An 18,393-nucleotide genomic window follows, 5' to 3' on the forward strand; every position below is an offset into this window, starting at 1 on the left:
CCGCGCCGTCGGGACCGCGCTCCGATATCCATTCCAGAATCCATCCAGTGGAGAGATGCATGACCGAGGAGTTCGTATTCCAACCCCCCGCGCCCACCGGCGTGCCGGTGCGCGGCAGCAGTGCGCGTTTCCCGGTGCGGCGGGTCTACTGCGTCGGCCGCAACTATGCCGCCCACGCACGCGAGATGGGATCGGACCCGGACCGCGAACCGCCGTTCTTCTTCTGCAAGCCGAGCGACGCGGTCAGCCCGGTGGCCGACGGCGCCGAGGGTACGTTCCCGTATCCGCCGGGTTCGAACAACGTGCACTACGAAGTCGAGCTGGTGGTGGCGATCGGCAAGGGCGGCCGCGACATCCCGGTCGAGCAGGCCGCCGCGCATGTGTTTGGTTATGCCGTTGGTCTCGACATGACGCGGCGTGACCTGCAGAACGAATCGAAGAAGACCGGACGCCCGTGGGAGACCGGCAAGGCGTTCGACCGATCGGCGCCGATCGGCCCGATCGTGCCGGTGCAGGCGATCGGCCATCCCGAGCGCGGCGCGGTGACGCTGGCGGTCAATGGCGCGGAGAAGCAGCGCGGCGACCTGTCCGACCTGATCTGGTCGGTGCCCGAGATGGTGTCGTATCTGTCGAAGCTGTTCGAGCTGCAGCCGGGCGATCTCATCTACAGCGGCACGCCCGAGGGCGTGGGCCCGGTGGTCAAGGGCGATCGCATGCAGTGTGCGATCGAAGGCGTGGGCGAACTGGTGGTCAAGGTGGTCTGAGGCGATGCTCAAGCTCTACAGCTATTTCCGCAGTTCGGCGGCGTTCCGCGTGCGCATCGCGCTGGCGCTCAAGGGCCTGCCCTTCGAATACGTGCCGGTGCATCTGCTCAAGGATGGCGGCCAGCAACTGAGCGAGCAATACCGCGCGCTGAACGCCAATGCGCTGGTGCCGACGCTGCTGGACGATGACCATGCGCTGTCGCAGTCGATGGCGATCGTCGAATACCTGGACGAGACCCATCCCGAGCCGGCGCTGCTGCCCGGCACGGCGCTGGACCGCGCCTACGTGCGCGCAGTGGCGCAGTCGATCGCCTGCGAGATCCATCCGCTGAACAACCTGCGCGTGCTCAAGTATCTGAAGCACACGCTCGGCGTCAGCGAGGAAGCGAAGGACGCCTGGTATCGCCACTGGATCGAGATCGGCTTTGCCGGACTCGAAGCCACGTTGACGCGCGAGGGCAAGGCCGGCCGCTTCTGCCTGGGCGATACGCCGACGCTGGCCGACATCTGCCTGGTGCCGCAGGTCTTCAACGCGCAGCGCTTCCAGGTCGATCTGGACCCGTATCCGACCATCGTGCGGATTTTCGAAGCGTGCATGGAACTGCCGGCGTTCCAGCAGGCCGCGCCGAAGGCGCAGCCCGACGCGGAGTAGCGGACGCGACAAGGCCGACGGCCGTCAACGAAGAACGGGCGCCGCTGTCTCCAGCGGCGCCCGTTTTTTTTCGTCGCGCAGAACGCGTGCTCAGTCGCCCAGCAGCGCCCGCGCGAACTCGTCGGCCTTGAACGGCTGCAGGTCCTCGACCTTTTCGCCAACGCCGATGAAGTAGACCGGCACCGGACGCTGGCGCGCGATCGCGGCCAGGATGCCGCCCTTGGCAGTGCCGTCGAGCTTGGTCACGATCAGGCCCGTCAGCTGCAACGCATCGTCGAAGGCCTTGACCTGCGCCAGCGCGTTTTGCCCGGTGTTGGCGTCGATCACCAGCAGCGCCTCGTGCGGCGCGGTGGGCATCGCCTTGCCGATCACGCGCTTGACCTTCTTCAGCTCTTCCATCAGATGCAGCTGCGTCGGCAGGCGGCCGGCGGTGTCGGCCATCACGATATCGACGCCGCGCGCACGGGCCGCGTTGACCGCGTCGAAGATCACCGCGGCCGGATCGCCGCTCTCCTGCGAGACCACGGTGACGTTGTTGCGCTCGCCCCAGATCGTCAGCTGCTCGCGCGCGGCGGCACGGAAGGTATCGCCGGCGGCCAGCAGCACCGATTGGCCGTAGTGCTGGAAGTGCTTGCACAGCTTGCCGATGCTGGTCGTCTTGCCGGCGCCGTTGACGCCCGCGATCATCATCACCATCGGCTGCTCGCGGCCGAGCTCCATGGTCTTTTCGAGCGGACGCAGCAGCTCGGTCAGCAGATCGCGCAGCGCGAGCCGTACGCCCTCGGCGGTGTCGATGCGCTCGCTCCTGACACGGCGGCGCAGTTCGCCGAGCAGATATTCGGTCGCCTCGACGCCGGCATCGGCCATCAGCAGCGCGGTCTCCAGCTCCTCGAACAGCGCCTCGTCGACCTTGACGCCGACGAACAGCGTGCTGATGCCGCGGCTGGTCTTGGACAGGCCGGTGCGCAGCCGCTGCATCCAGCCGCGCTTGGCCTCCTCGCTCGGCGGCGGGACGGGGACCAGCACCATCTCGTCGTCATCGCTGTCGTCGGCGGCAGCGGGCGCGGGCTGCGCGGCAGCGGCGGGCTGCGGTGCCGCTTGGGGTTCGGGTTGTGGTTCCGGTTGTGGTTCGGGCTCGCGCTGTGGCTCGGGTTCGCGCTGCGGTTCTGCCGGCGGCAACCCCGGGGCAGGGGCTTCCGCCTCGGGTTGCGAGGATCGCGTGAACCACGACAGCGGTGACAGGCGGGACGGTGCGGGTTTGGCTTGGGCCGCCGGAGCGGGGGCTGCGATCGGCGCGGGCTGCGCCACCGTTTCCGGCTGCGCCGGTGCGGCGCTGGCCGACGGCGCTGCGGCGGCCGGCGCCTGCGCTGCCGGGGCCGATGTTGCCTGCGTCGACGCCTCGGCGGGCGCGTCGGCCGGCTCGGCCTTGCGCTTCTTCCAGAAACTAAACATTGGGAAAGGGGTCCATACCCCGGTAGAATCAATCGCCAAAATTCTAGCAGACGGGGTCGCATGAACCATCGCGCAGGGTCGACCGCGGCGTCGACGTGGCAGGGCGCAATGCCCGCCGATCAGCATGTCACCAAAGGCGCCGATCGGCGCCGACCGTTCCCTTCGCCATCATGGCGGCCCGACATGCCAGCCCGTCTGGCCTCGCTCGCGTTGCTGGCGGCAGCCGCCTGGCTGCCGCTGGCGCATGCGCAGGGCGTCGCGGTCGACGCGCCGCCGGCCCCCGGGGCAGCGGTACAGGCCGCGGTTCCCGATGGCGGCACCACCGAATTCAAGCTGGCCAACGGCATGCGCGTGATCGTCAAGGAAGACCATCGCGCCCCCACGGTCGCCCATCAGGTCTGGTATCGCGTCGGCGGCATCGACGAGGTCAGCGGCACCACCGGCGTGGCCCATATGCTCGAGCACATGATGTTCAAGGGCACGCCCAAGGTCGGGCCGGGCGAGTTCTCGCGGCAGATCGCCGCGCTCGGCGGCCGCGAGAACGCGATGACCAATCGCGATTTCACGATGTACTTCCAGCAGATCGCCAGGCAACATCTGCCGCGCATGATGGAGCTCGAAGCGGATCGCATGGCCAACCTGGTGATCCGCGCCGAGGACTTCGAGCGCGAGATGAAGGTCGTGATGGAAGAGCGCCGGCTGCGCACCGACGACTCGCCGCGCGGCACCGTCTACGAACAGCTGCTGGCCACCGTCTATACCAGCGCCGGCTATCGCCATCCGGTGATCGGCTGGATGAACGACCTGGTCAATATGCGCGTCGACGATGTCAGCGCCTGGTATCGCGAGTGGTACGTGCCGAACAACGCGATCCTGGTGGTGGCCGGCGACGTCAATCCCGCCGAGGTCCGGGCGCTTGCCGAGCGGACCTACGGCAAGCTCAAGCCGCGTCCGCTGCCGGTGCGCAAGCCGCAGATCGAGCCGCCGCAGAAGGGCGTCAAGCGGATCTGGGTCAAGGCGCCCGCCGAGAATCCCTATCTGGTGCTGGCCTACAAGGTGCCGCGCCTGCGCGACGTCGAGAAGGACATCGATCCGTATGCGCTCGAGGTGCTGGCCGCCGTGCTCAACGGCTACGACAATGCACGGCTGACGCGCGACCTGGTTCGTACGCAGCGGCTGGCCGACGATGTCAATGTCGGCTACGACGGCATCAATCGCGGCGAGTCGCTGTTCGTGCTCGACGGCACGCCGGCCAACGGCCATACCACCGACGAGATCGAGCGCGCCTTGCGCCAGCAGATCGAACGGATCGCGCGCGAAGGCGTGTCCGACGAGGAGCTGCGGCGCGTCAAGGCGCAGGTCGTGGCAGGACAGATCTACAAGCGCGACTCGGTGTTCGGACAGGGCATGGAGATCGGCGTGGCCGAGATCGCCGGCATCTCGTGGCAGCAGCTCGATCGCATCCTCGAACGGATCAAGCAGGTCACGCCGGAGCAGGTCAAGACGGTGGCGGGCAAATACTTCAGCGAGGACAACCTGACCGTGGCGACGCTGCTGCCGCAGCCGATCGATCCCAACCAGCCCAAGCCCCAGGCCCCGTCCGGCCTGCGCCACTGAGGACCGCCGATGTTCGCCATCGATTCGCTCTCGTTTTCCCGTCCCTCGGCGCGGCTGCGCCGGACGCTGGCGGTCGCCGCCGGCCTGCTCGCGGGCCTCGGCGCCGCTGCCGCGCAGGCAGCCATTCCGATCGAACACTGGACCGCGTCGACCGGCGCCCGCGTCTATTTCGTGCGCAGCCCGTCGATTCCGATGCTCGACATCAACGTCGATTTCGATGCCGGCAGCCGCTATGATCCGCCCGGCAAGGCCGGACTCGCGACGCTGACGGCCGCGCTGCTCGACAAGGGCACCGGCGCGGTCGAAGGTCAGCCGGCGCGCGACGAAGCCCAGATCGCCGACGCCTTCGCCGATACCGGCGCCAGCTTCGGCGGCGCGGCCGGCGGCGACCGCGGCGGCATCGGGCTGCGTACGCTGACCTCCAATCCGGAGCTGACGCAGTCGGTCACGCTGGCCGCGCAGCTGATCAAGGCGCCGACTTTCCCCGAGGCCGTGGTCGCACGCGAGAAGGAACGGATGATCGCGGCGATCCGCGAAGGCGATACGCGCCCTGGCGTGATCGCCGACAAGCTGCTGTCCAAGGCCATCTACCCGAACCACCCTTATGGCATGTCGGCGACCGCCGAGTCGGTGGCGTCGGTCACGCGCGCCGACCTGGAACGCTTCTGGCGCGCCAACTACGCGGCCTCGCGCGCGGTCGTCACGCTGATCGGCGCGATCGATCGCCGCCAGGCCGAGCAGATCGCCGAGCTGCTGACGCGCGGCCTGCCCAACGGCGCCGCGCCGCCGGAGATGCCGCCGGTCAAGATGGACATTGGCGCCAGCGTGCAGCGTGTCCCGCATCCCGCGCAGCAGGCCACGGTCGTGCTGGGCCAGCCGGCCATCGCGCGCGGCGATCCCGACTATTTCGCGCTGCTGGTCGGCAACTATGTGCTCGGCGGCGGCGGCTTCAGTTCGCGTCTGACCGAGGAGGTCCGCGAGAAGCGCGGCCTGACCTACGGCGTCGACAGCTATTTCGCTCCGTCCAAGCAGCCGGGACCGTTCGGCATCGGCCTGCAGACCAGCAAGGCGCAGACCGACGAGGCGCTCGCGCTGGTGCGGCAGGTGCTCAAGCGCTTCGTCGAGGAAGGGCCGACGCAGGCCGAGCTGAAGGCGGCCAAGGACAATCTGATCAACGGCTTCCCGCTGCGGATCGACAGCAACCGCAAGCTGCTGACCAACGTCGCGAATATCGGCTGGTACGGCCTGCCGCTGGACTATCTCGATACCTGGACCGCGCAGATCGCCAAGGTCGATCGCCAGCATGTCAGGCAGGCCTTCCAGCGGCATGTGCGCCCTGACGCGATGGCCACCGTGATCGTCGGCGGGCCTACCGGCGGCCCCGCCGGCGCGCCGACCGCGGCCGCTCGATGAGCCTGGCGGCGCCGGCCCGCGCCGCCGCTCCGGCGCCTGCCCAGGCTCGCCGCTCAGTGCGCTCCCGCGCATAGCGACCCGACGCGGCCTGCGCGCCGGCGCCAGGCAACGACGCGGCAGGCTCTACAATCACGGAATGAGTCCGCGTTCCCCCTCTCCGCAGCCCGCCGCCGGCGGGCGCTCCCAGACCGCGCCCCGTGGGCGCGTCCCCTCGTTCTCTGCCCGCCAGGCTCCCGCGCAGGTCCGCATCATCGGGGGCCGCTGGAAGCGCACACCGCTGCCGGTACTCGATGCCGAGGGGCTGCGGCCCACGCCGGACCGCGTCCGGGAGACACTGTTCAACTGGCTCGGCCAGGATCTGACCGGCCAGCGCTGCCTGGACCTGTTCGCCGGTTCCGGCGCACTGGGCTTCGAGGCCGCCTCGCGTGGCGCTGCCCATGTGACGATGGTCGAGGCCAATCCGCGCGTGGTTCGGCAACTGCGCGACAACCAGGGCCGGCTCGGCGCCGAGCAGATCCAGATCGTCCAGGGTGATGCCTTCGCCATCGCGGCACAGATGCCGGCCGCCAGTTTCGACGTGGTCTTTCTCGACCCGCCGTTCGCCGAGGACTGGATCGGCCCGGCGCTGGCCCATGCGGAGCGGCTGACTCACGCGGCGGGCCTGGTCTATGTCGAATCGGAAAGCCCGTTGCATGGCGCCGATGCGCCGGTTCCCGCGTCGCTCGAAATCGTGCGCCACGCACGTGCCGGCGCCGTCCATTTCCACCTGCTGCGCCATCGCGGCGCGGCCGACTGAATCCCGGCGCTGGCGCTTCGCGCGCCAGTGCGCGATGATCGCCCAAGGCGCTGCCGCCGGCTCGGCGCGGCGGCTTTCAAGCCGCGCATTTAGGGGTACACTACGCCGCTGTCGCCAACGCTCGCCTGGCGGCATCGGCGCAAGCCGGCTGCAAAGCCGGTGCCGGTGCGGCTTGCCGGTTCACGGCAGCGGGCAGAACAAGGAGGAAGCATGGTCGTCGCGGTCTATCCCGGCACGTTCGATCCATTGACCCGGGGACACGAGGATCTGGTGCGCAGGGCGTCCAATATCTTCGATGAGCTGGTGGTCGGAGTCGCCCATAGCCCCAACAAGCGCCCCTTCTTTTCGCTGGAAGAGCGCATCGGCATCGCCAAGGAAGTGCTGGGGCACTATCCGAATGTGCGCGTCGACGGCTTTTCCGGCCTGCTGAAGGATTTCGTGCGCAAGAACAATGCGCGCGTCATCGTGCGTGGCCTGCGCGCCGTGTCGGACTTCGAGTACGAGTTCCAGATGGCCGGCATGAACCGCTATCTGCTGCCGGACGTCGAAACGATGTTCCTGACGCCGTCCGATCAATACCAGTTCATCTCCGGCACCTTCGTGCGCGAGATCGCGGTGCTCGGCGGCGACGTCAGCAAGTTCGTGTTCCCGTCGGTCGAGCGCTGGCTCAAGGAAAAGATCGGCAAGGGCGACTGAGCCCTCGATCCGCCGCCGTCGCAAGCCAGGGCCGGCTCGGCGGGCCGGCCCGAAAACGCCTAGAATACGGGGTTCGGAATCCGTCAGGACGCGGCCAGTCGGGCGCGGGCGGACTCCAGCGGCGGACCGCGCACAGTGGGCGCGGCGATGGCCGGACTGCAGAAGGAAATATCATGGCGCTGATGATCACCGACGATTGCATCAATTGCGACGTTTGTGAGCCCGAGTGCCCGAACGAAGCAATTTCGATGGGGCCCGAAATCTACGAGATCGACCCCAACAAATGCACCGAGTGCGTCGGCCATTTTGACGAGCCGCAATGCCAGCAGGTGTGCCCCGTCGCTTGCATCCCCCGCGATCCGAACCGGGTCGAGACACACGAAGTGCTGATGCAGCGCTACCGGCTGCTGACGGCCGCCAAGCACGCCGCCTGAGACAGCGTGCGTGAGCAGGGCAGGCGGCGGCTGACACGCCGTGCGCCGCAATAGAAACCCCGCCAGGAGCCACGGCGGGGTTTTTTATCGCCGGTCGGTTACCGACCGCGCACAACGCAACACCGCCGGAGCCGAATGCAACCAAAAGTTGTCGGAATCCGCGCGCTTGTTAAGCGGCAGCCATCGCCAACATGCGACTGTGCACGGCATTCCTACAGCTCGGGAGAGCGCCATGCCGCAAATCTGCACCGAGGGTTATCCAAGCCCGGCGTTGCCGGGTATCAGCGCCCATGAAATGGCATCGTTCGGTCGGTCCGAGGGCCGACTTGGCGTGGATGGTTCCACCATCGCCGTGCGCGACAATCCGCATGGGGTCATGGCCGCTCTGGCCAAGGTCTTTTCGCGGACCGACGGCTCGCGACGCACGCCGGAAGCCGAAAACAAACATATCGCGGCTTTGCCGAAGGTAGCCACCGATCGGATCATCCTTTACCTCGCGGACCCTTTCGAACGCGCAACGCTTGCCATGACCTGCCGGCTTCTTCATCAGCAGCTCAAGCCTTACTGGCCAGAGTTTCAGTTGTTTCGAGACTTGATTGCCAGCAAGAAGAGTCTGGATTTCCGGTCGCAGACGTCATGCATGAAGGATGTATCGCTCTTGCTCAATTTCTTCACCGGGTACCGATGGAACCGCTGGCGTGCAAGGGCGATATTCGAGGAGACGCTCAAGCGGCTTGGCAAAATGTACCCTCGTATCCCGGAACGAATATTTCACGAGGCCTGGCCGTTGTTCCACAAGCTGACGGATAGTACCAAGCTTGAGGTTTTACATAGCGTATTCCAACATGCCATGGCCCGTTCTCCATATTGGGCCATCACGTTGCTCATTGAATTCGCGTGCCGCGGGGCTTGCGCAGGAATGGGGGCAGACTTCCACGACGCCCTGCTTCGCTACGCAACGCCGCTTTTTCTTAACGCGGATACCGCGAAGGAAGCCGAGCCGCTGCTGGGCGCCATCGCACAAGCACAGAGGCTGGGCGGCGACAATTCAAGGGCGCGGGATGAGGCGAGATGGAAGCAGATCCTGGAGTTGATTCCACCATCGACGTCCATCAAATCCGCCGCCGTGCTTGGATTGGCCATTACGGCTGTCGTTATTCAGCGGCGCTGGGAAAAGCACGGCAAAGATGCGAAGTATGGCTTCCCGGCTGTAGAAATCATGCGGAATCGATTTAATGGATTTCCCTCGTCCGCAGCGATAAGCGACTCCACAATCCCCATATATCCTCCCGAGGAAAGGGAGATAGATAACCGGCGCCTATTGCGATACATGGCTACTCCGCGATATGCGGTGGATCGCGCCCGGAGGGATCGCAGGCACCAGGAAATCGTTGCCACCATGTATGCGCGTACCGTTGTTCCGTGGTCCGAAACCGCCGGTGGTGGTGGCTCTTGACAATAACCAGGCATTCCAACGGCGTTATCGCACCAACAGATGCCGGATAGCAGTCCGGGTCCGACAGGATGCTCGTCGTACCAAGCAGACTTAGGAGGAGACGATCCATGGGAAGCGTGCGCGGCCATGTTACCTATGCGAGCTGGCTTGCCGACCGGCATGGGGTTTTGCCGGGAGAGCGGCGGGTGGCCTTTGCCAATGCGGGTTTGTATTACGGCTGGAGCAGCATTGCGCTGTATAGAGTCGGCGCGTTCATAGACTCCATCACAGCCTTCTTCCGCGCAAATCCATCTTCGGCGCTTCTTACCACTCGATTCACCGCTGAGGGCGCCAGGCATACCGTTTCCCAAGCCGGAATCGCGCTCGGCAGCGTGGCATCGTTCGCCGAAATGATCATAACGTCCGTTGTTTTCGGGCAGCATGCCAACCGGCATCAGCGCACTGGTCGGCAAATCGACGATAACGGAGAGGGGCATGAAGCATTTGTCAACTACGTCCGGTGTCGGAAATCCGACGCCCAGAAAACAAAGCTGACAGGTGCAATTACGAGCGAAGGTCTAGAGCCGGATGCCGAGCACGAGGTGTGTTCCGCCGAACGCGACATTTCCATTGTGCAGTGTTCAACAGGCGGGCGGGTGAAAGAAAAGCGGGCGCTGGAATTGGCGGTTAGCTACCTGGAATATGAAACCGCGCAGATAGATCATCGCGAGGCCGCTCATACCCTGAAGCATTCCTCCGTCATGTTCGCGCGCGACGGCATCCTTCAAGGTGGCGGCGTCGGCTGCAATCTGGCATTGCTCTGGGACAGCTTCAAGGTCAGCGAGCTATTGCACCTTGCTGCAGTGCCGATTAACGCTACGGCGACCGCTATCTGCGGTTTTGCCTTCAGTCTCGGTTGCGGCGCGCTCCATATCGTCGCAGGAGCGTTGCGGTGGCATGACGGGCTGAAGAAGCTGGCTGCGGCCAGCGGCGCCTTGGAAGCCATCAATACCGCAAAAGAACGACTCAAGGACGCAAAGGAAAGCCAGCAAGCCGAGCTCGCCAATGCCGGCCGGCTTGCAGAGTCTTTGCTCAGGCATGCCGAGCACAACGAAATCCGCGCCAGGGACGACGCCAGGAGCCAGATTCGGGTCGGGAAATGGCGGATATCCTATGGTGCCGCGGCGATGGCCGTCGGCGCGATTTCTCTGGCCCTGTTCCTCGTCGTGGGTGGGGTGTCGACCGGCGGTATTCTGTTCGGCATCATCGGCGGCCTGGCATTGGCCGGCTGGACGTTGTATGCCGGAATTCGGAATCGCAATTCCGCGAAATCCATCCAGGCGGCGATCGACAAGGGCAGCAATCACGCCGCCGCGTCGGAAGAGGGCGGGCCGAAGGACAACGAGTTGCCCCCGCTTGACGACGTCATCGATCAAGCGGTCCGGATGCTGGACAGGACCGGCGGAAATGATGCCAACGCGCGACGGCTGATCAAGCACACCTTGAAACAGATCGGATTGACCCGGGAAGATCTTTGGCCACTGCGGTTTTGCCCGATCGATCCGGATGTCAAAGACCCCATCGTCGAAGAGTTGAAGATCAAAATCCGCAATCTCGTGGATGGCGATGGTATCCGGCGCGCCGTGGAAAACGGTCTGCAACGTCGCCCTGAAGCGAAGCCTGCCGCGGAAGCCGAACCGGTCGCAATAGTCGTTTGAACCGCTCTATGGCCGGTGCTGGACCGCCACAGTTATCGGGGCAGCGTCACCATCCGGCCGTCATTTAGCCGAATGCAACTGCATCATCGCGCGTTCGGCTTCGCCTTTTGCCAGCAGAGACAGCGGCGCCATGCTGCGATCGATCGCTTCGTCGATGGCCTGTTGCTCTTCCCGGCGCGGGGGCTTGAGCACGAAGTTGACCACCTCTTCCCGGTCGCCGGCGCCGCCGGCATTGCGGGGATGGCCCACGCCGATGCGCAGGCGCCAGTAATCCGGCGTCGACAGATGCGCGGAAATGTCCTTCAAACCGTTGTGCCCGCCGGAGCCACCGCCGCGCTTCAGCTTGACCGCGCCGGCCGGCAGGTCCATCTCGTCATGCGCGACCAGGATCTCGTCGGGCAGGATCTTGTAGAAGCGGGCCAACGACACCACGGCCAGGCCCGAGCGGTTCATGAAGGTCGACGGCTTCAGCAGCCAAATATCGTGGTCCCACAGGCGCGCGCGCGCCGCCAGCCCATGGAAACGGCCTTCCACGCGCGGCGTGGCGCCGGCCATGCGGGCGAGCTGGTCGATCAGCCAGAAGCCGGCATTGTGCCGGGTGGCTTCGTATTCCGCCCCGGGATTGCCGAGGCCGACGATGAGCTTGATCATGGTGCAAACGGATTCGGTGGCGGGCATGCACGGCGGTGGGCCGCGGCGCAGCAGGGAAGCATACGCGAAAAAAAACCGCCGGACGAACCGGCGGTCTTTCTGGCGACGCGTGTCGATACGACTGCGCCGCCGGTCAGCCGAGGGCTGGCGCCGATCAGGCGGCCGGCGTCTCGCCTTCGCCTTCGCTGGCGGCTTCCGACACGCCACCGGCCGGCAGCGCGATGCTTGCCACGGCGGGGTTGTCGTCGCCGTGCGTGATCGGGGTCACGCCCTTCGGCAGCTTCAGGTCCGACAGGTGAACGGTCTGGCCCAGTTCGACGGCGCCCATGTCCACTTCGATGAATTCCGGCAGGTCGCCCGGCAGGCACGACACTTCCAGTTCATTCAGGATGTGGTTGATGATGCCGTGGCCCAGCTTCACGCCAGGAGCGGTTTCCTGGTTCATGAAGTGCAGCGGCACCTTGACGTGGATCTTCTCGGTGGCCGACACGCGCTGGAAATCGACGTGCAGCACCAGCGGCTTGAACGGGTGCATCTGGAAGGCGCGCAGCAGTGCCTTCTCGGTCGTGCCGCCCACTTCCAGGTCGAGGATCGACGAGTGGAAGGCTTCCTTCTTCAGCGCGTGGAACAGCGCGTTGTGATCGAGCTCGATCATCTTCGGTTCGGCGGTGCCGCCGTAGATGATGCCGGGGGTCTTGCCGGCATTGCGCAGGCGGCGGCTCGCACCCGTACCCTGTACGCTACGCTCGAAAGCGATGACTTTCATTGTGGACTCCAAAAAGTAAGAGGGCTGCCCGCGACCAGACAGCCCGATGAATCGGCGCCAGATACGGTGACCGGGCGCCTCTGCGCCGCATCACCGCTTGCATGCAAGCCGGCGGACGCGACAAAGCCTTGAATTCTAACAGGAAGTTCAGGAATCGGCGAACAGCGACATGATCGAGTCGCCCTTGACGATCCGGGTGAACGTCTCGGCCAGCAGCGAGGCGGTCGACAGCTGACGGATCTTGCCGGTCTGGCGCGCATCGTCGCGCAGCGGAATGGTGTCGCAGACGACCACTTCATCCAGCGCCGAGTCGGCGATGCGGGCGGCCGCGCCGCCGGACAGCACCGGGTGGGTACAGTAGGCGAACACCTTCTGCGCGCCGCGTTCCTTCAGCACCTGGGCTGCCTTGCACAGCGTACCGCCGGTGTCGATCATGTCGTCCATGATCACGCAGTTGCGGCCGTCGACTTCACCGATGATGTTCATCACCTCGGCCACATTGGCCTTGGGACGACGCTTGTCGATGATGGCCAGATCGCAGTTCAATTGCTTGGCCAGCGCGCGGGCACGCACCACGCCGCCCACGTCCGGCGAGACGACCAGCAGGTCGCCGTAGTTCTTCTCGCGCAGATCGCCCAGCAGCACCGGCGAGGCGTAGATGTTGTCGACCGGGATATCGAAGAAGCCCTGGATCTGGTCCGCGTGCAGGTCCATCGTCAGCACGCGGTCGACACCGGCGACTTCCAGCATGTTGGCAACCACCTTGGCCGAGATCGCGACGCGCGCCGAGCGCGGGCGGCGGTCCTGGCGGGCATAGCCGAAGTAGGGCATGGCGGCGGTGATGCTGCGTGCCGAGGCGCGCTTGAGCGCGTCGACCATCACCATCAGTTCCATCAGGTTGTCGTTGGTCGGCTGGCAGGTGGACTGCAGCACGATGACGTGCTTGCCGCGGACATTTTCCTGGATTTCGACCTGGACTTCGCCATCGGAGAATCGGCCCACCAGCGCCTTGCCCAGCGGAATGCCGAGGTGCTGCACGACAGCCTCCGCGAGTTTGGGGTTGGCGTTGCCGGTGAATACCATCAAGCCGTCGCTACTCATGAGGGGCACCTGTCTTGCTGCTGGGGGATGGTCGCCGGCGCTGCCGGCGACAGATTCTGCAGATCTGCGAGGAATGTAATGGCAGGGGAGGAAGGATTCGAACCCTCGAATGCCGGAATCAAAATCCGGTGCCTTAACCGACTTGGCGACTCCCCTACACAACCGGGACCGTTCTTCGTTGCGCCGACAGCCACAACGCCGAACGAAAACTTGTTATGCGAAAGCTGCGAGCGGATGGCGCGACAAACTTCTCACGCATCTGCCATCCCATTCGGATGGCAACCGATCGAGTACCTGTTGCGCAGTTTGCGCGTCAGTATAGCGTGCAAACACACAGGCACCGGAACCGGTCATCCTTGCCTCGGGGCTGAATTGTCTCAGCCAGACAAGGGCTCGGGCAACTTCGCCGAACTTCGCTGTTGCTATCGCTTCCAGGTCGTTGCGACCGAAACCGAATTTGTTTGTGCAAGCAGCGAAGTCCGCAATTATGGAGATGGGCGTATCCCTTGTCAAGCGTTCATCGGAAAAAATTGCTGCGGTCGGCACATGCTGGCGTGGATGGATGACCACGAACCAGCTGTCCGGGAGATCGACCGCGGTCAGTTCCTCGCCGATCCCCTGGGCGAAGGCGTTCTGGCCGAACACGAAGAACGGCACGTCGGCGCCCAGGCTCAGGCCGATCCTCATCAACTGCTCGCGCCGCAGCCCCAGCCCCCACAGCCGGTTCAGCGCCAGCAGCGTGGTCGCCGCGTCGGACGAGCCGCCGCCGATGCCGCCGCCCATCGGCAGCGCCTTGTCCAGCGCGATCTCGACGCCGTAGCGGGTTCCCGTGGCTGCCTGCAGGGCCTTAGCGGCGCGCACCACCAGATCGCCTTCGGCGGGCACGCCCGGCACGTCGGTCACACGGACGACCGCGCCGTCGCCGCGGCGCTGGAAATGCAGCGTGTCGCTCCAGTCGAGCAGCTGGAACACGGTCTGCAGCGTGTGATAGCCGTCGGGGCGGCGGCCGGTCACATGCAGGAACAGGTTCAGCTTGGCGGGCGCGGGGCAGTCGCGCAGTTGCGCGGGAGGCAGGGACGCTGACATCGGTCGGGAAGGGAGTGGAGCGCAGATGAGCGACGGCTACGTTCAGTGCGGGATCAGCGGGATCAGCGGGATCAGCGCGATCAGTGCGAAACAGGGGCGTCGATCACCAGCTTGACCGACATCGGTCCACCCGCGCCATCGCGCGCCAGGTCGATCCGTCGCGGCAGCGTTTCGGCGCCGTCCGGAGCAGGCTGCCAGGCCGCGTAGCGCACGGTCCAGCCGTTCTGCGACAGCGTCTCGAGCCGGCCCTGGGCGTCCCGCGTGGCGCTGGCCGGGGCGCCGGGCGCCGGCCGGGCACGCAGCCAGTCGCGCATGCCGGCCACCGGCAGTGCAAAGCCCAAGCTCTGCTCGAGCAGCGCATCGACCTGCGGCGCGTTGCGCGGCGGTTCGTTGGGCAGGTCGAGCGTCGCGCCCGACGGTGTCGCGGTGACCACGGCGAGGGTCTGGCCAAGCGGCGAGATCAGGTCCAGCCGCACGTTGTCGCCCTGTTCGCGCCAATGGAAGCTGCCTTGCACGCCCTCGTCGCGCCCATAGCGGACGTAATTGGCGGCGAAGCGCCCCGTCAGTTCGCTGGCGCGGGCACCGGCAGCGGCATCGAACTGGCGCGACGGCGTCACGCTGGCGCAGGCGGCGAGCCACAGCGGCGCGGACAGGCAAAGCAGGGTCAGGGTTCGGCGGGATCGGTCCATGCGAAGAACGGAGATCGATGCCCGGTCACGGCGCGCGGTGGCGCGGGCCGTGCCGGCGAGGGTGTCGAAGGATGGCGAATGGCCGGGCCACGTCAGGCTGCGTGCGCAAGCCGAGATGCTGGTGCGCGCTACTGCGCCAATCGCACGTTGTAGCGCCGCAGCGTTTCGACCAGCGTCTCGTTGTTCGGGTCGAGCTTGACGCCTTCTTCCCAAGTCTTGCGGGCCTCGTCGCGCTCGCCGAGCTGCCACAGCACCTCGCCCAGATGCGCGGCGATCTCGGCCTCGGGCGCCTTCGCATAGGCGTCGCGCAGCAGCTTGGCGGCCGGCTGCAGCTGCCCCAGGCGGAATTTGACCCAGCCCAGGCTATCCATGATGTACGGATCGTCGGGGCCCAGCTCGGTAGCCTTTTCCAGCAGCTTCAGCGCTTCCTGCAGCCGGATGTTGCGATCGGCCAGCGAATAGCCCAGCGCGTTGTAGCCCTGCTTCTGGTCCGGCTGCAACGCGATGAACTGGCGCAGCCGGCGTTCCATGCTGTCGTAGCGCTTCTCGCGTTCGTCCAGCATTGCCAGCTCGTACAGCCATTCGGCGTTGTTGGGCTCGGCCTTGATGCGCTCGTCCAGCACCTTGCGCGCGCGGTCGTAGGCCTTGACTTCCATCAGCATGCCGACCTCGGCCTGGCGCACCGCCATCATCCGTTGCGCGCGCTGATCGGGATCGGCAATGTCCTCGGCGTCGGCCAGCATGTCGCCGAAGATCGCCTGCGCATCGTCGAGCCGGCCCATGCGGCCAAGCATCTGCGCGCGCTTGACCGAGGCGGCGCCGACCATGCGTTGATCCTCGATCCGGTCCAGCCACTGCACCGCGCCCGCGTAGTCCTTGCGTTCCTCCGCGATCTGCGCGAGGTACTGGTACGCGACGTCGGGATTGGAGCTCGGCGCCTTTTCGGCCAGCCGCAGGTATTCGTGCAGATAGCGTTCGGCCTCGTCGTAGCGGCGCGCCTGCAGTCCGGTCAGCCCGAGCGCCAGCGGCACGCGCGGGTCGTCGGGCGCGACCTTGCGCAGCGCCTCGAATTCGCGCCGCGCCGCGTCCATCTCGTTGCGCTGCAGGTAGACCCGCGCCAGCGTGATGCGGCCGTTTACCGAGGCGGGGGCCTTGTCGAGAAAGCGCTTCAGCCCCGCGATGGCCTGTTCGGGGGAACTGTCGGCGCGCAGTTCGGCCGCCATCAGCGCAGCCGCTTCGTAGTCCGGGCGCAGGCGCTGCGCTTCGTCGAGTTCGGCCAGCGCGCCCGGCACATCGCCGGCGGTCTCCTTGGCCCGCGCCAGCGCCAGCCGCGTTTCGGCCGACTGCATGTCGTTGGCGACCAGCCGCTGCAGCAACGCGGCCGCGCCGGCCGGATCGCTGGTGCGCGACAGCTGCTGCTGCAATTGCAGGATGGCCTCGGGACGATGGCTCGGCGGCACGCCGTTCAGCTGCAGCGACAGCAGCGGTTCGGCTTCTTCCCAGCGCGCGTTCAGCACCAGCAGCGTCGACAGCACCTGACGCGCGGCCGGCGAGGTCGGCGCCAGATCGGTCCACAGCCGGGCGCCATCGAGGGCCTGCTGCGGGACGCGCGCATTGAAGGCGATTTCGGTGGCGCGCTGCGCGAAGCGGGGATCGCGGGTCGAGCGGGCCAGTTCCACGTAGGTGCGATAGGCCGGGCCGGTCAGGCCCCGCTGCATCGAGATTTCGGCGGCCAGCACGCGGTACATGATGTCGGCCGTCAGCGGCAGCTCGGGCAGCGGCATTTTCGGCGGCAGCGGCGTGGCCGGGGTCGGCTCGAGCTCGCCGTCGCTGCTCAAGGTGAACATCGGGCGGTCCGCCTCGACACCGTCGGACTTTGCCTCTGCGCGTGCCGGATCGGCCTGGGCCGATCTGGCATCGCGCGCACTGGCGCAGCCGGTCAGCGCGCTGGCGCCGACCACCGCCGCGGCCAGCAGCGGCAGCAGACGCCGGCCTGGCGCTGCGCGGCTTACGCCAGTCAGCGCGGGCGGCTCGTCAAGCGGTACGTGGGGAGAGAGCAGAGCGGGGATGCGGTCCAGGCGGTCCGGCATGGGTGGGACTCCGGCACGCGTCGTGCCATATGACAAGTTAGGGCCATTGTAACGTGCCGCTACAATGCCCGGCTGCGGCGCACCATGGCGGGCATGGCGTCTGCCGCTTGGAGTCGTGCGCAAAGGAGAGGTTCGATGCCGGAATTGCCCGAGGTCGAGGTGACCCGACGGGGACTGCTGCCGCATCTGGAGGGCAGCCGCATCGCCGGGGTGGCAGTGCGCCATCGCGGCCTGCGCTGGCCGGTGCCCGAGGAGCTGGAGGCCTGCCTGCCCGGGCGGGTGATCCGGCGTGTCGAGCGGCGCGGCAAATATCTGCTGCTCGAATGCGTGCGCGAGGGGCACGCCACGGCCGGCGGCGTGGCCGGCGGGGTGGGCAGTGGTGAAGACGCCGGCTGGCTGCTGATCCACCTCGGCATGACGGGCACGCTGCGCGTATGGCACGAGCCGCCCGCGCCGGGCACGCACGACCATGTCGATCTGCTGCTGCACGACGCGGCAGGCCGGCCGCTGACGCTGCGTTTTCGCGACCCGCGCCGTTTTGGTGCGGTGCTGTGGACCACGCTGCCCGAGGCGCTGCTGTCCAGCCACCCGCTGCTGCGCAATCTGGGCATCGAGCCATTCGATTCCGCCTTCGACGGCGACTGGCTGTACCGCCATACGCGCGGGCGCACCGCGGCGATCAAGACCGTCCTGCTGTCGGGCGATATCGTGGTCGGCGTCGGCAACATCTATTGCTCGGAGAGCCTGTTCCGCGCCGGCATCCGGCCGACCACGGCCGCGGGCCGTCTGTCGCGCGCGCGCTGCGAGCGGCTTGCCGCCGCGGTGCGCGAGACGCTGGCGCTGGCGATCGAGCGCGGCGGCAGCACGCTGCGCGATTTCGTCGGCAGCGACGGGGCCAGCGGCTATTTCCAGCTCGACTGCCTGGTCTACGATCGTGCCGGCAAGCCATGCCGGCACTGCGCCACGCCGGTCCGGCAGATCGTGCAGGGCCAGCGTTCGACCTTCTATTGCCCGCAATGCCAGCGTTGAGCCC

Annotated in this window: 17 protein-coding genes and 1 tRNA gene; 10 read left to right on the forward strand and 8 right to left on the reverse strand. The window is 66.5% G+C overall.

Features of this window, described 5'->3' with window-relative positions:
* The first annotated feature begins 59 nt into the window (after positions 1 to 59).
* Both FOB47_RS11780 and maiA read left to right on the forward strand, forming a co-directional pair.
* On the forward strand, positions 60 to 764 hold the full coding sequence (locus FOB47_RS11780) for a fumarylacetoacetate hydrolase family protein (protein ID WP_053821021.1): 705 nt from the start codon (positions 60 to 62) through the stop codon (positions 762 to 764).
* 4 nt (positions 765 to 768) lie between these two features.
* On the forward strand, positions 769 to 1,416 hold the full coding sequence (gene maiA / locus FOB47_RS11785) for a maleylacetoacetate isomerase (RefSeq protein WP_053821022.1): 648 nt from the start codon (positions 769 to 771) through the stop codon (positions 1,414 to 1,416).
* 90 nt (positions 1,417 to 1,506) lie between these two features.
* Here the strand turns inward: maiA and ftsY are convergent, their stop codons facing one another.
* Positions 1,507 to 2,868, reverse strand: a complete 1,362-nt coding sequence (gene ftsY / locus FOB47_RS11790; RefSeq protein ID WP_217488930.1) for a signal recognition particle-docking protein FtsY — start codon at positions 2,866 to 2,868, stop codon at positions 1,507 to 1,509.
* A gap of 183 nt (positions 2,869 to 3,051) precedes the next feature.
* Here ftsY and FOB47_RS11795 point away from each other — a divergent pair, with 183 nt between their 5' ends.
* From FOB47_RS11795 to FOB47_RS11825, 7 genes are all read left to right on the forward strand, one after another.
* Positions 3,052 to 4,485 carry a M16 family metallopeptidase gene (locus tag FOB47_RS11795; RefSeq protein WP_151023096.1) on the forward strand — a complete coding sequence of 478 codons (1,434 nt, stop codon included), beginning with the start codon at positions 3,052 to 3,054 and terminating at the stop codon, positions 4,483 to 4,485.
* A gap of 9 nt (positions 4,486 to 4,494) precedes the next feature.
* Positions 4,495 to 5,898 (forward strand): M16 family metallopeptidase, encoded by a 1,404-nt coding sequence (locus FOB47_RS11800; RefSeq protein ID WP_082371377.1) that lies wholly within the window; start codon positions 4,495 to 4,497, stop codon positions 5,896 to 5,898.
* 136 nt (positions 5,899 to 6,034) lie between these two features.
* Complete coding sequence (gene rsmD, locus FOB47_RS11805; protein WP_174781162.1) at positions 6,035 to 6,694, forward strand: 16S rRNA (guanine(966)-N(2))-methyltransferase RsmD; 660 nt, start codon at positions 6,035 to 6,037, stop codon at positions 6,692 to 6,694.
* 210 nt (positions 6,695 to 6,904) lie between these two features.
* Positions 6,905 to 7,390 (forward strand): pantetheine-phosphate adenylyltransferase, encoded by a 486-nt coding sequence (coaD, locus tag FOB47_RS11810; RefSeq protein ID WP_006576803.1) that lies wholly within the window; start codon positions 6,905 to 6,907, stop codon positions 7,388 to 7,390.
* 173 nt (positions 7,391 to 7,563) lie between these two features.
* On the forward strand, positions 7,564 to 7,824 hold the full coding sequence (locus FOB47_RS11815; protein WP_053821024.1) for a YfhL family 4Fe-4S dicluster ferredoxin: 261 nt from the start codon (positions 7,564 to 7,566) through the stop codon (positions 7,822 to 7,824).
* A 232-nt stretch (positions 7,825 to 8,056) separates the two neighbouring features.
* Positions 8,057 to 9,280: a hypothetical protein gene (locus FOB47_RS11820; protein ID WP_144425728.1), complete on the forward strand. Its 1,224-nt coding sequence runs from the start codon at positions 8,057 to 8,059 to the stop codon at positions 9,278 to 9,280.
* A gap of 107 nt (positions 9,281 to 9,387) precedes the next feature.
* Positions 9,388 to 10,977: a hypothetical protein gene (locus FOB47_RS11825; RefSeq protein ID WP_174781163.1), complete on the forward strand. Its 1,590-nt coding sequence runs from the start codon at positions 9,388 to 9,390 to the stop codon at positions 10,975 to 10,977.
* A 60-nt stretch (positions 10,978 to 11,037) separates the two neighbouring features.
* Here FOB47_RS11825 and pth read toward each other — a convergent pair whose 3' ends face one another.
* The 7 genes from pth to FOB47_RS11860 form a co-directional block, all read right to left on the reverse strand.
* Entirely contained in the window at positions 11,038 to 11,628 is a 591-nt protein-coding gene (pth, locus tag FOB47_RS11830) for an aminoacyl-tRNA hydrolase (RefSeq protein WP_151023113.1), read from the reverse strand.
* A 154-nt stretch (positions 11,629 to 11,782) separates the two neighbouring features.
* Positions 11,783 to 12,394 (reverse strand): 50S ribosomal protein L25/general stress protein Ctc, encoded by a 612-nt coding sequence (locus tag FOB47_RS11835; protein ID WP_053821027.1) that lies wholly within the window; start codon positions 12,392 to 12,394, stop codon positions 11,783 to 11,785.
* 147 nt (positions 12,395 to 12,541) lie between these two features.
* Positions 12,542 to 13,495 carry a ribose-phosphate pyrophosphokinase gene (locus FOB47_RS11840; RefSeq protein WP_006576809.1) on the reverse strand — a complete coding sequence of 318 codons (954 nt, stop codon included), beginning with the start codon at positions 13,493 to 13,495 and terminating at the stop codon, positions 12,542 to 12,544.
* A gap of 79 nt (positions 13,496 to 13,574) precedes the next feature.
* Positions 13,575 to 13,651: transfer RNA gene (locus FOB47_RS11845), tRNA-Gln, on the reverse strand.
* A gap of 57 nt (positions 13,652 to 13,708) precedes the next feature.
* Positions 13,709 to 14,581, reverse strand: a complete 873-nt coding sequence (gene ispE / locus FOB47_RS11850) for a 4-(cytidine 5'-diphospho)-2-C-methyl-D-erythritol kinase (protein WP_174781164.1) — start codon at positions 14,579 to 14,581, stop codon at positions 13,709 to 13,711.
* An 80-nt stretch (positions 14,582 to 14,661) separates the two neighbouring features.
* On the reverse strand, positions 14,662 to 15,270 hold the full coding sequence (lolB, locus tag FOB47_RS11855; protein WP_174781165.1) for a lipoprotein insertase outer membrane protein LolB: 609 nt from the start codon (positions 15,268 to 15,270) through the stop codon (positions 14,662 to 14,664).
* 128 nt (positions 15,271 to 15,398) lie between these two features.
* Positions 15,399 to 17,360 carry a tetratricopeptide repeat protein gene (locus FOB47_RS11860; RefSeq protein WP_082371378.1) on the reverse strand — a complete coding sequence of 654 codons (1,962 nt, stop codon included), beginning with the start codon at positions 17,358 to 17,360 and terminating at the stop codon, positions 15,399 to 15,401.
* A 135-nt stretch (positions 17,361 to 17,495) separates the two neighbouring features.
* Here FOB47_RS11860 and mutM point away from each other — a divergent pair, with 135 nt between their 5' ends.
* Positions 17,496 to 18,389, forward strand: a complete 894-nt coding sequence (gene mutM, locus FOB47_RS11865) for a bifunctional DNA-formamidopyrimidine glycosylase/DNA-(apurinic or apyrimidinic site) lyase (protein ID WP_174781166.1) — start codon at positions 17,496 to 17,498, stop codon at positions 18,387 to 18,389.
* Positions 18,390 to 18,393 lie beyond the last annotated feature (4 nt).

It is taken from the genome of Cupriavidus gilardii (genome assembly GCF_013347325.1).
GTDB lineage: Bacteria > Pseudomonadota > Gammaproteobacteria > Burkholderiales > Burkholderiaceae > Cupriavidus > Cupriavidus gilardii.

What these genes read in the sequence shown, in the direction of transcription:
- FOB47_RS11780 (WP_053821021.1), top strand. Translation starts at nt 60, where the DNA reads ATGACCGAGGAGTTCGTATTCCAACCCCCCGCGCCCACCGGCGTGCCG.
- maiA (WP_053821022.1), top strand. Translation starts at nt 769, where the DNA reads ATGCTCAAGCTCTACAGCTATTTCCGCAGTTCGGCGGCGTTCCGCGTG.
- ftsY (WP_217488930.1), bottom strand. Translation starts at nt 2,868, where the DNA reads ATGTTTAGTTTCTGGAAGAAGCGCAAGGCCGAGCCGGCCGACGCGCCC.
- FOB47_RS11795 (WP_151023096.1), top strand. Translation starts at nt 3,052, where the DNA reads ATGCCAGCCCGTCTGGCCTCGCTCGCGTTGCTGGCGGCAGCCGCCTGG.
- FOB47_RS11800 (WP_082371377.1), top strand. Translation starts at nt 4,495, where the DNA reads ATGTTCGCCATCGATTCGCTCTCGTTTTCCCGTCCCTCGGCGCGGCTG.
- rsmD (WP_174781162.1), top strand. Translation starts at nt 6,035, where the DNA reads ATGAGTCCGCGTTCCCCCTCTCCGCAGCCCGCCGCCGGCGGGCGCTCC.
- coaD (WP_006576803.1), top strand. Translation starts at nt 6,905, where the DNA reads ATGGTCGTCGCGGTCTATCCCGGCACGTTCGATCCATTGACCCGGGGA.
- FOB47_RS11815 (WP_053821024.1), top strand. Translation starts at nt 7,564, where the DNA reads ATGGCGCTGATGATCACCGACGATTGCATCAATTGCGACGTTTGTGAG.
- FOB47_RS11820 (WP_144425728.1), top strand. Translation starts at nt 8,057, where the DNA reads ATGCCGCAAATCTGCACCGAGGGTTATCCAAGCCCGGCGTTGCCGGGT.
- FOB47_RS11825 (WP_174781163.1), top strand. Translation starts at nt 9,388, where the DNA reads ATGGGAAGCGTGCGCGGCCATGTTACCTATGCGAGCTGGCTTGCCGAC.
- pth (WP_151023113.1), bottom strand. Translation starts at nt 11,628, where the DNA reads ATGATCAAGCTCATCGTCGGCCTCGGCAATCCCGGGGCGGAATACGAA.
- FOB47_RS11835 (WP_053821027.1), bottom strand. Translation starts at nt 12,394, where the DNA reads ATGAAAGTCATCGCTTTCGAGCGTAGCGTACAGGGTACGGGTGCGAGC.
- FOB47_RS11840 (WP_006576809.1), bottom strand. Translation starts at nt 13,495, where the DNA reads ATGAGTAGCGACGGCTTGATGGTATTCACCGGCAACGCCAACCCCAAA.
- ispE (WP_174781164.1), bottom strand. Translation starts at nt 14,581, where the DNA reads ATGTCAGCGTCCCTGCCTCCCGCGCAACTGCGCGACTGCCCCGCGCCC.
- lolB (WP_174781165.1), bottom strand. Translation starts at nt 15,270, where the DNA reads ATGGACCGATCCCGCCGAACCCTGACCCTGCTTTGCCTGTCCGCGCCG.
- FOB47_RS11860 (WP_082371378.1), bottom strand. Translation starts at nt 17,360, where the DNA reads ATGCCGGACCGCCTGGACCGCATCCCCGCTCTGCTCTCTCCCCACGTA.
- mutM (WP_174781166.1), top strand. Translation starts at nt 17,496, where the DNA reads ATGCCGGAATTGCCCGAGGTCGAGGTGACCCGACGGGGACTGCTGCCG.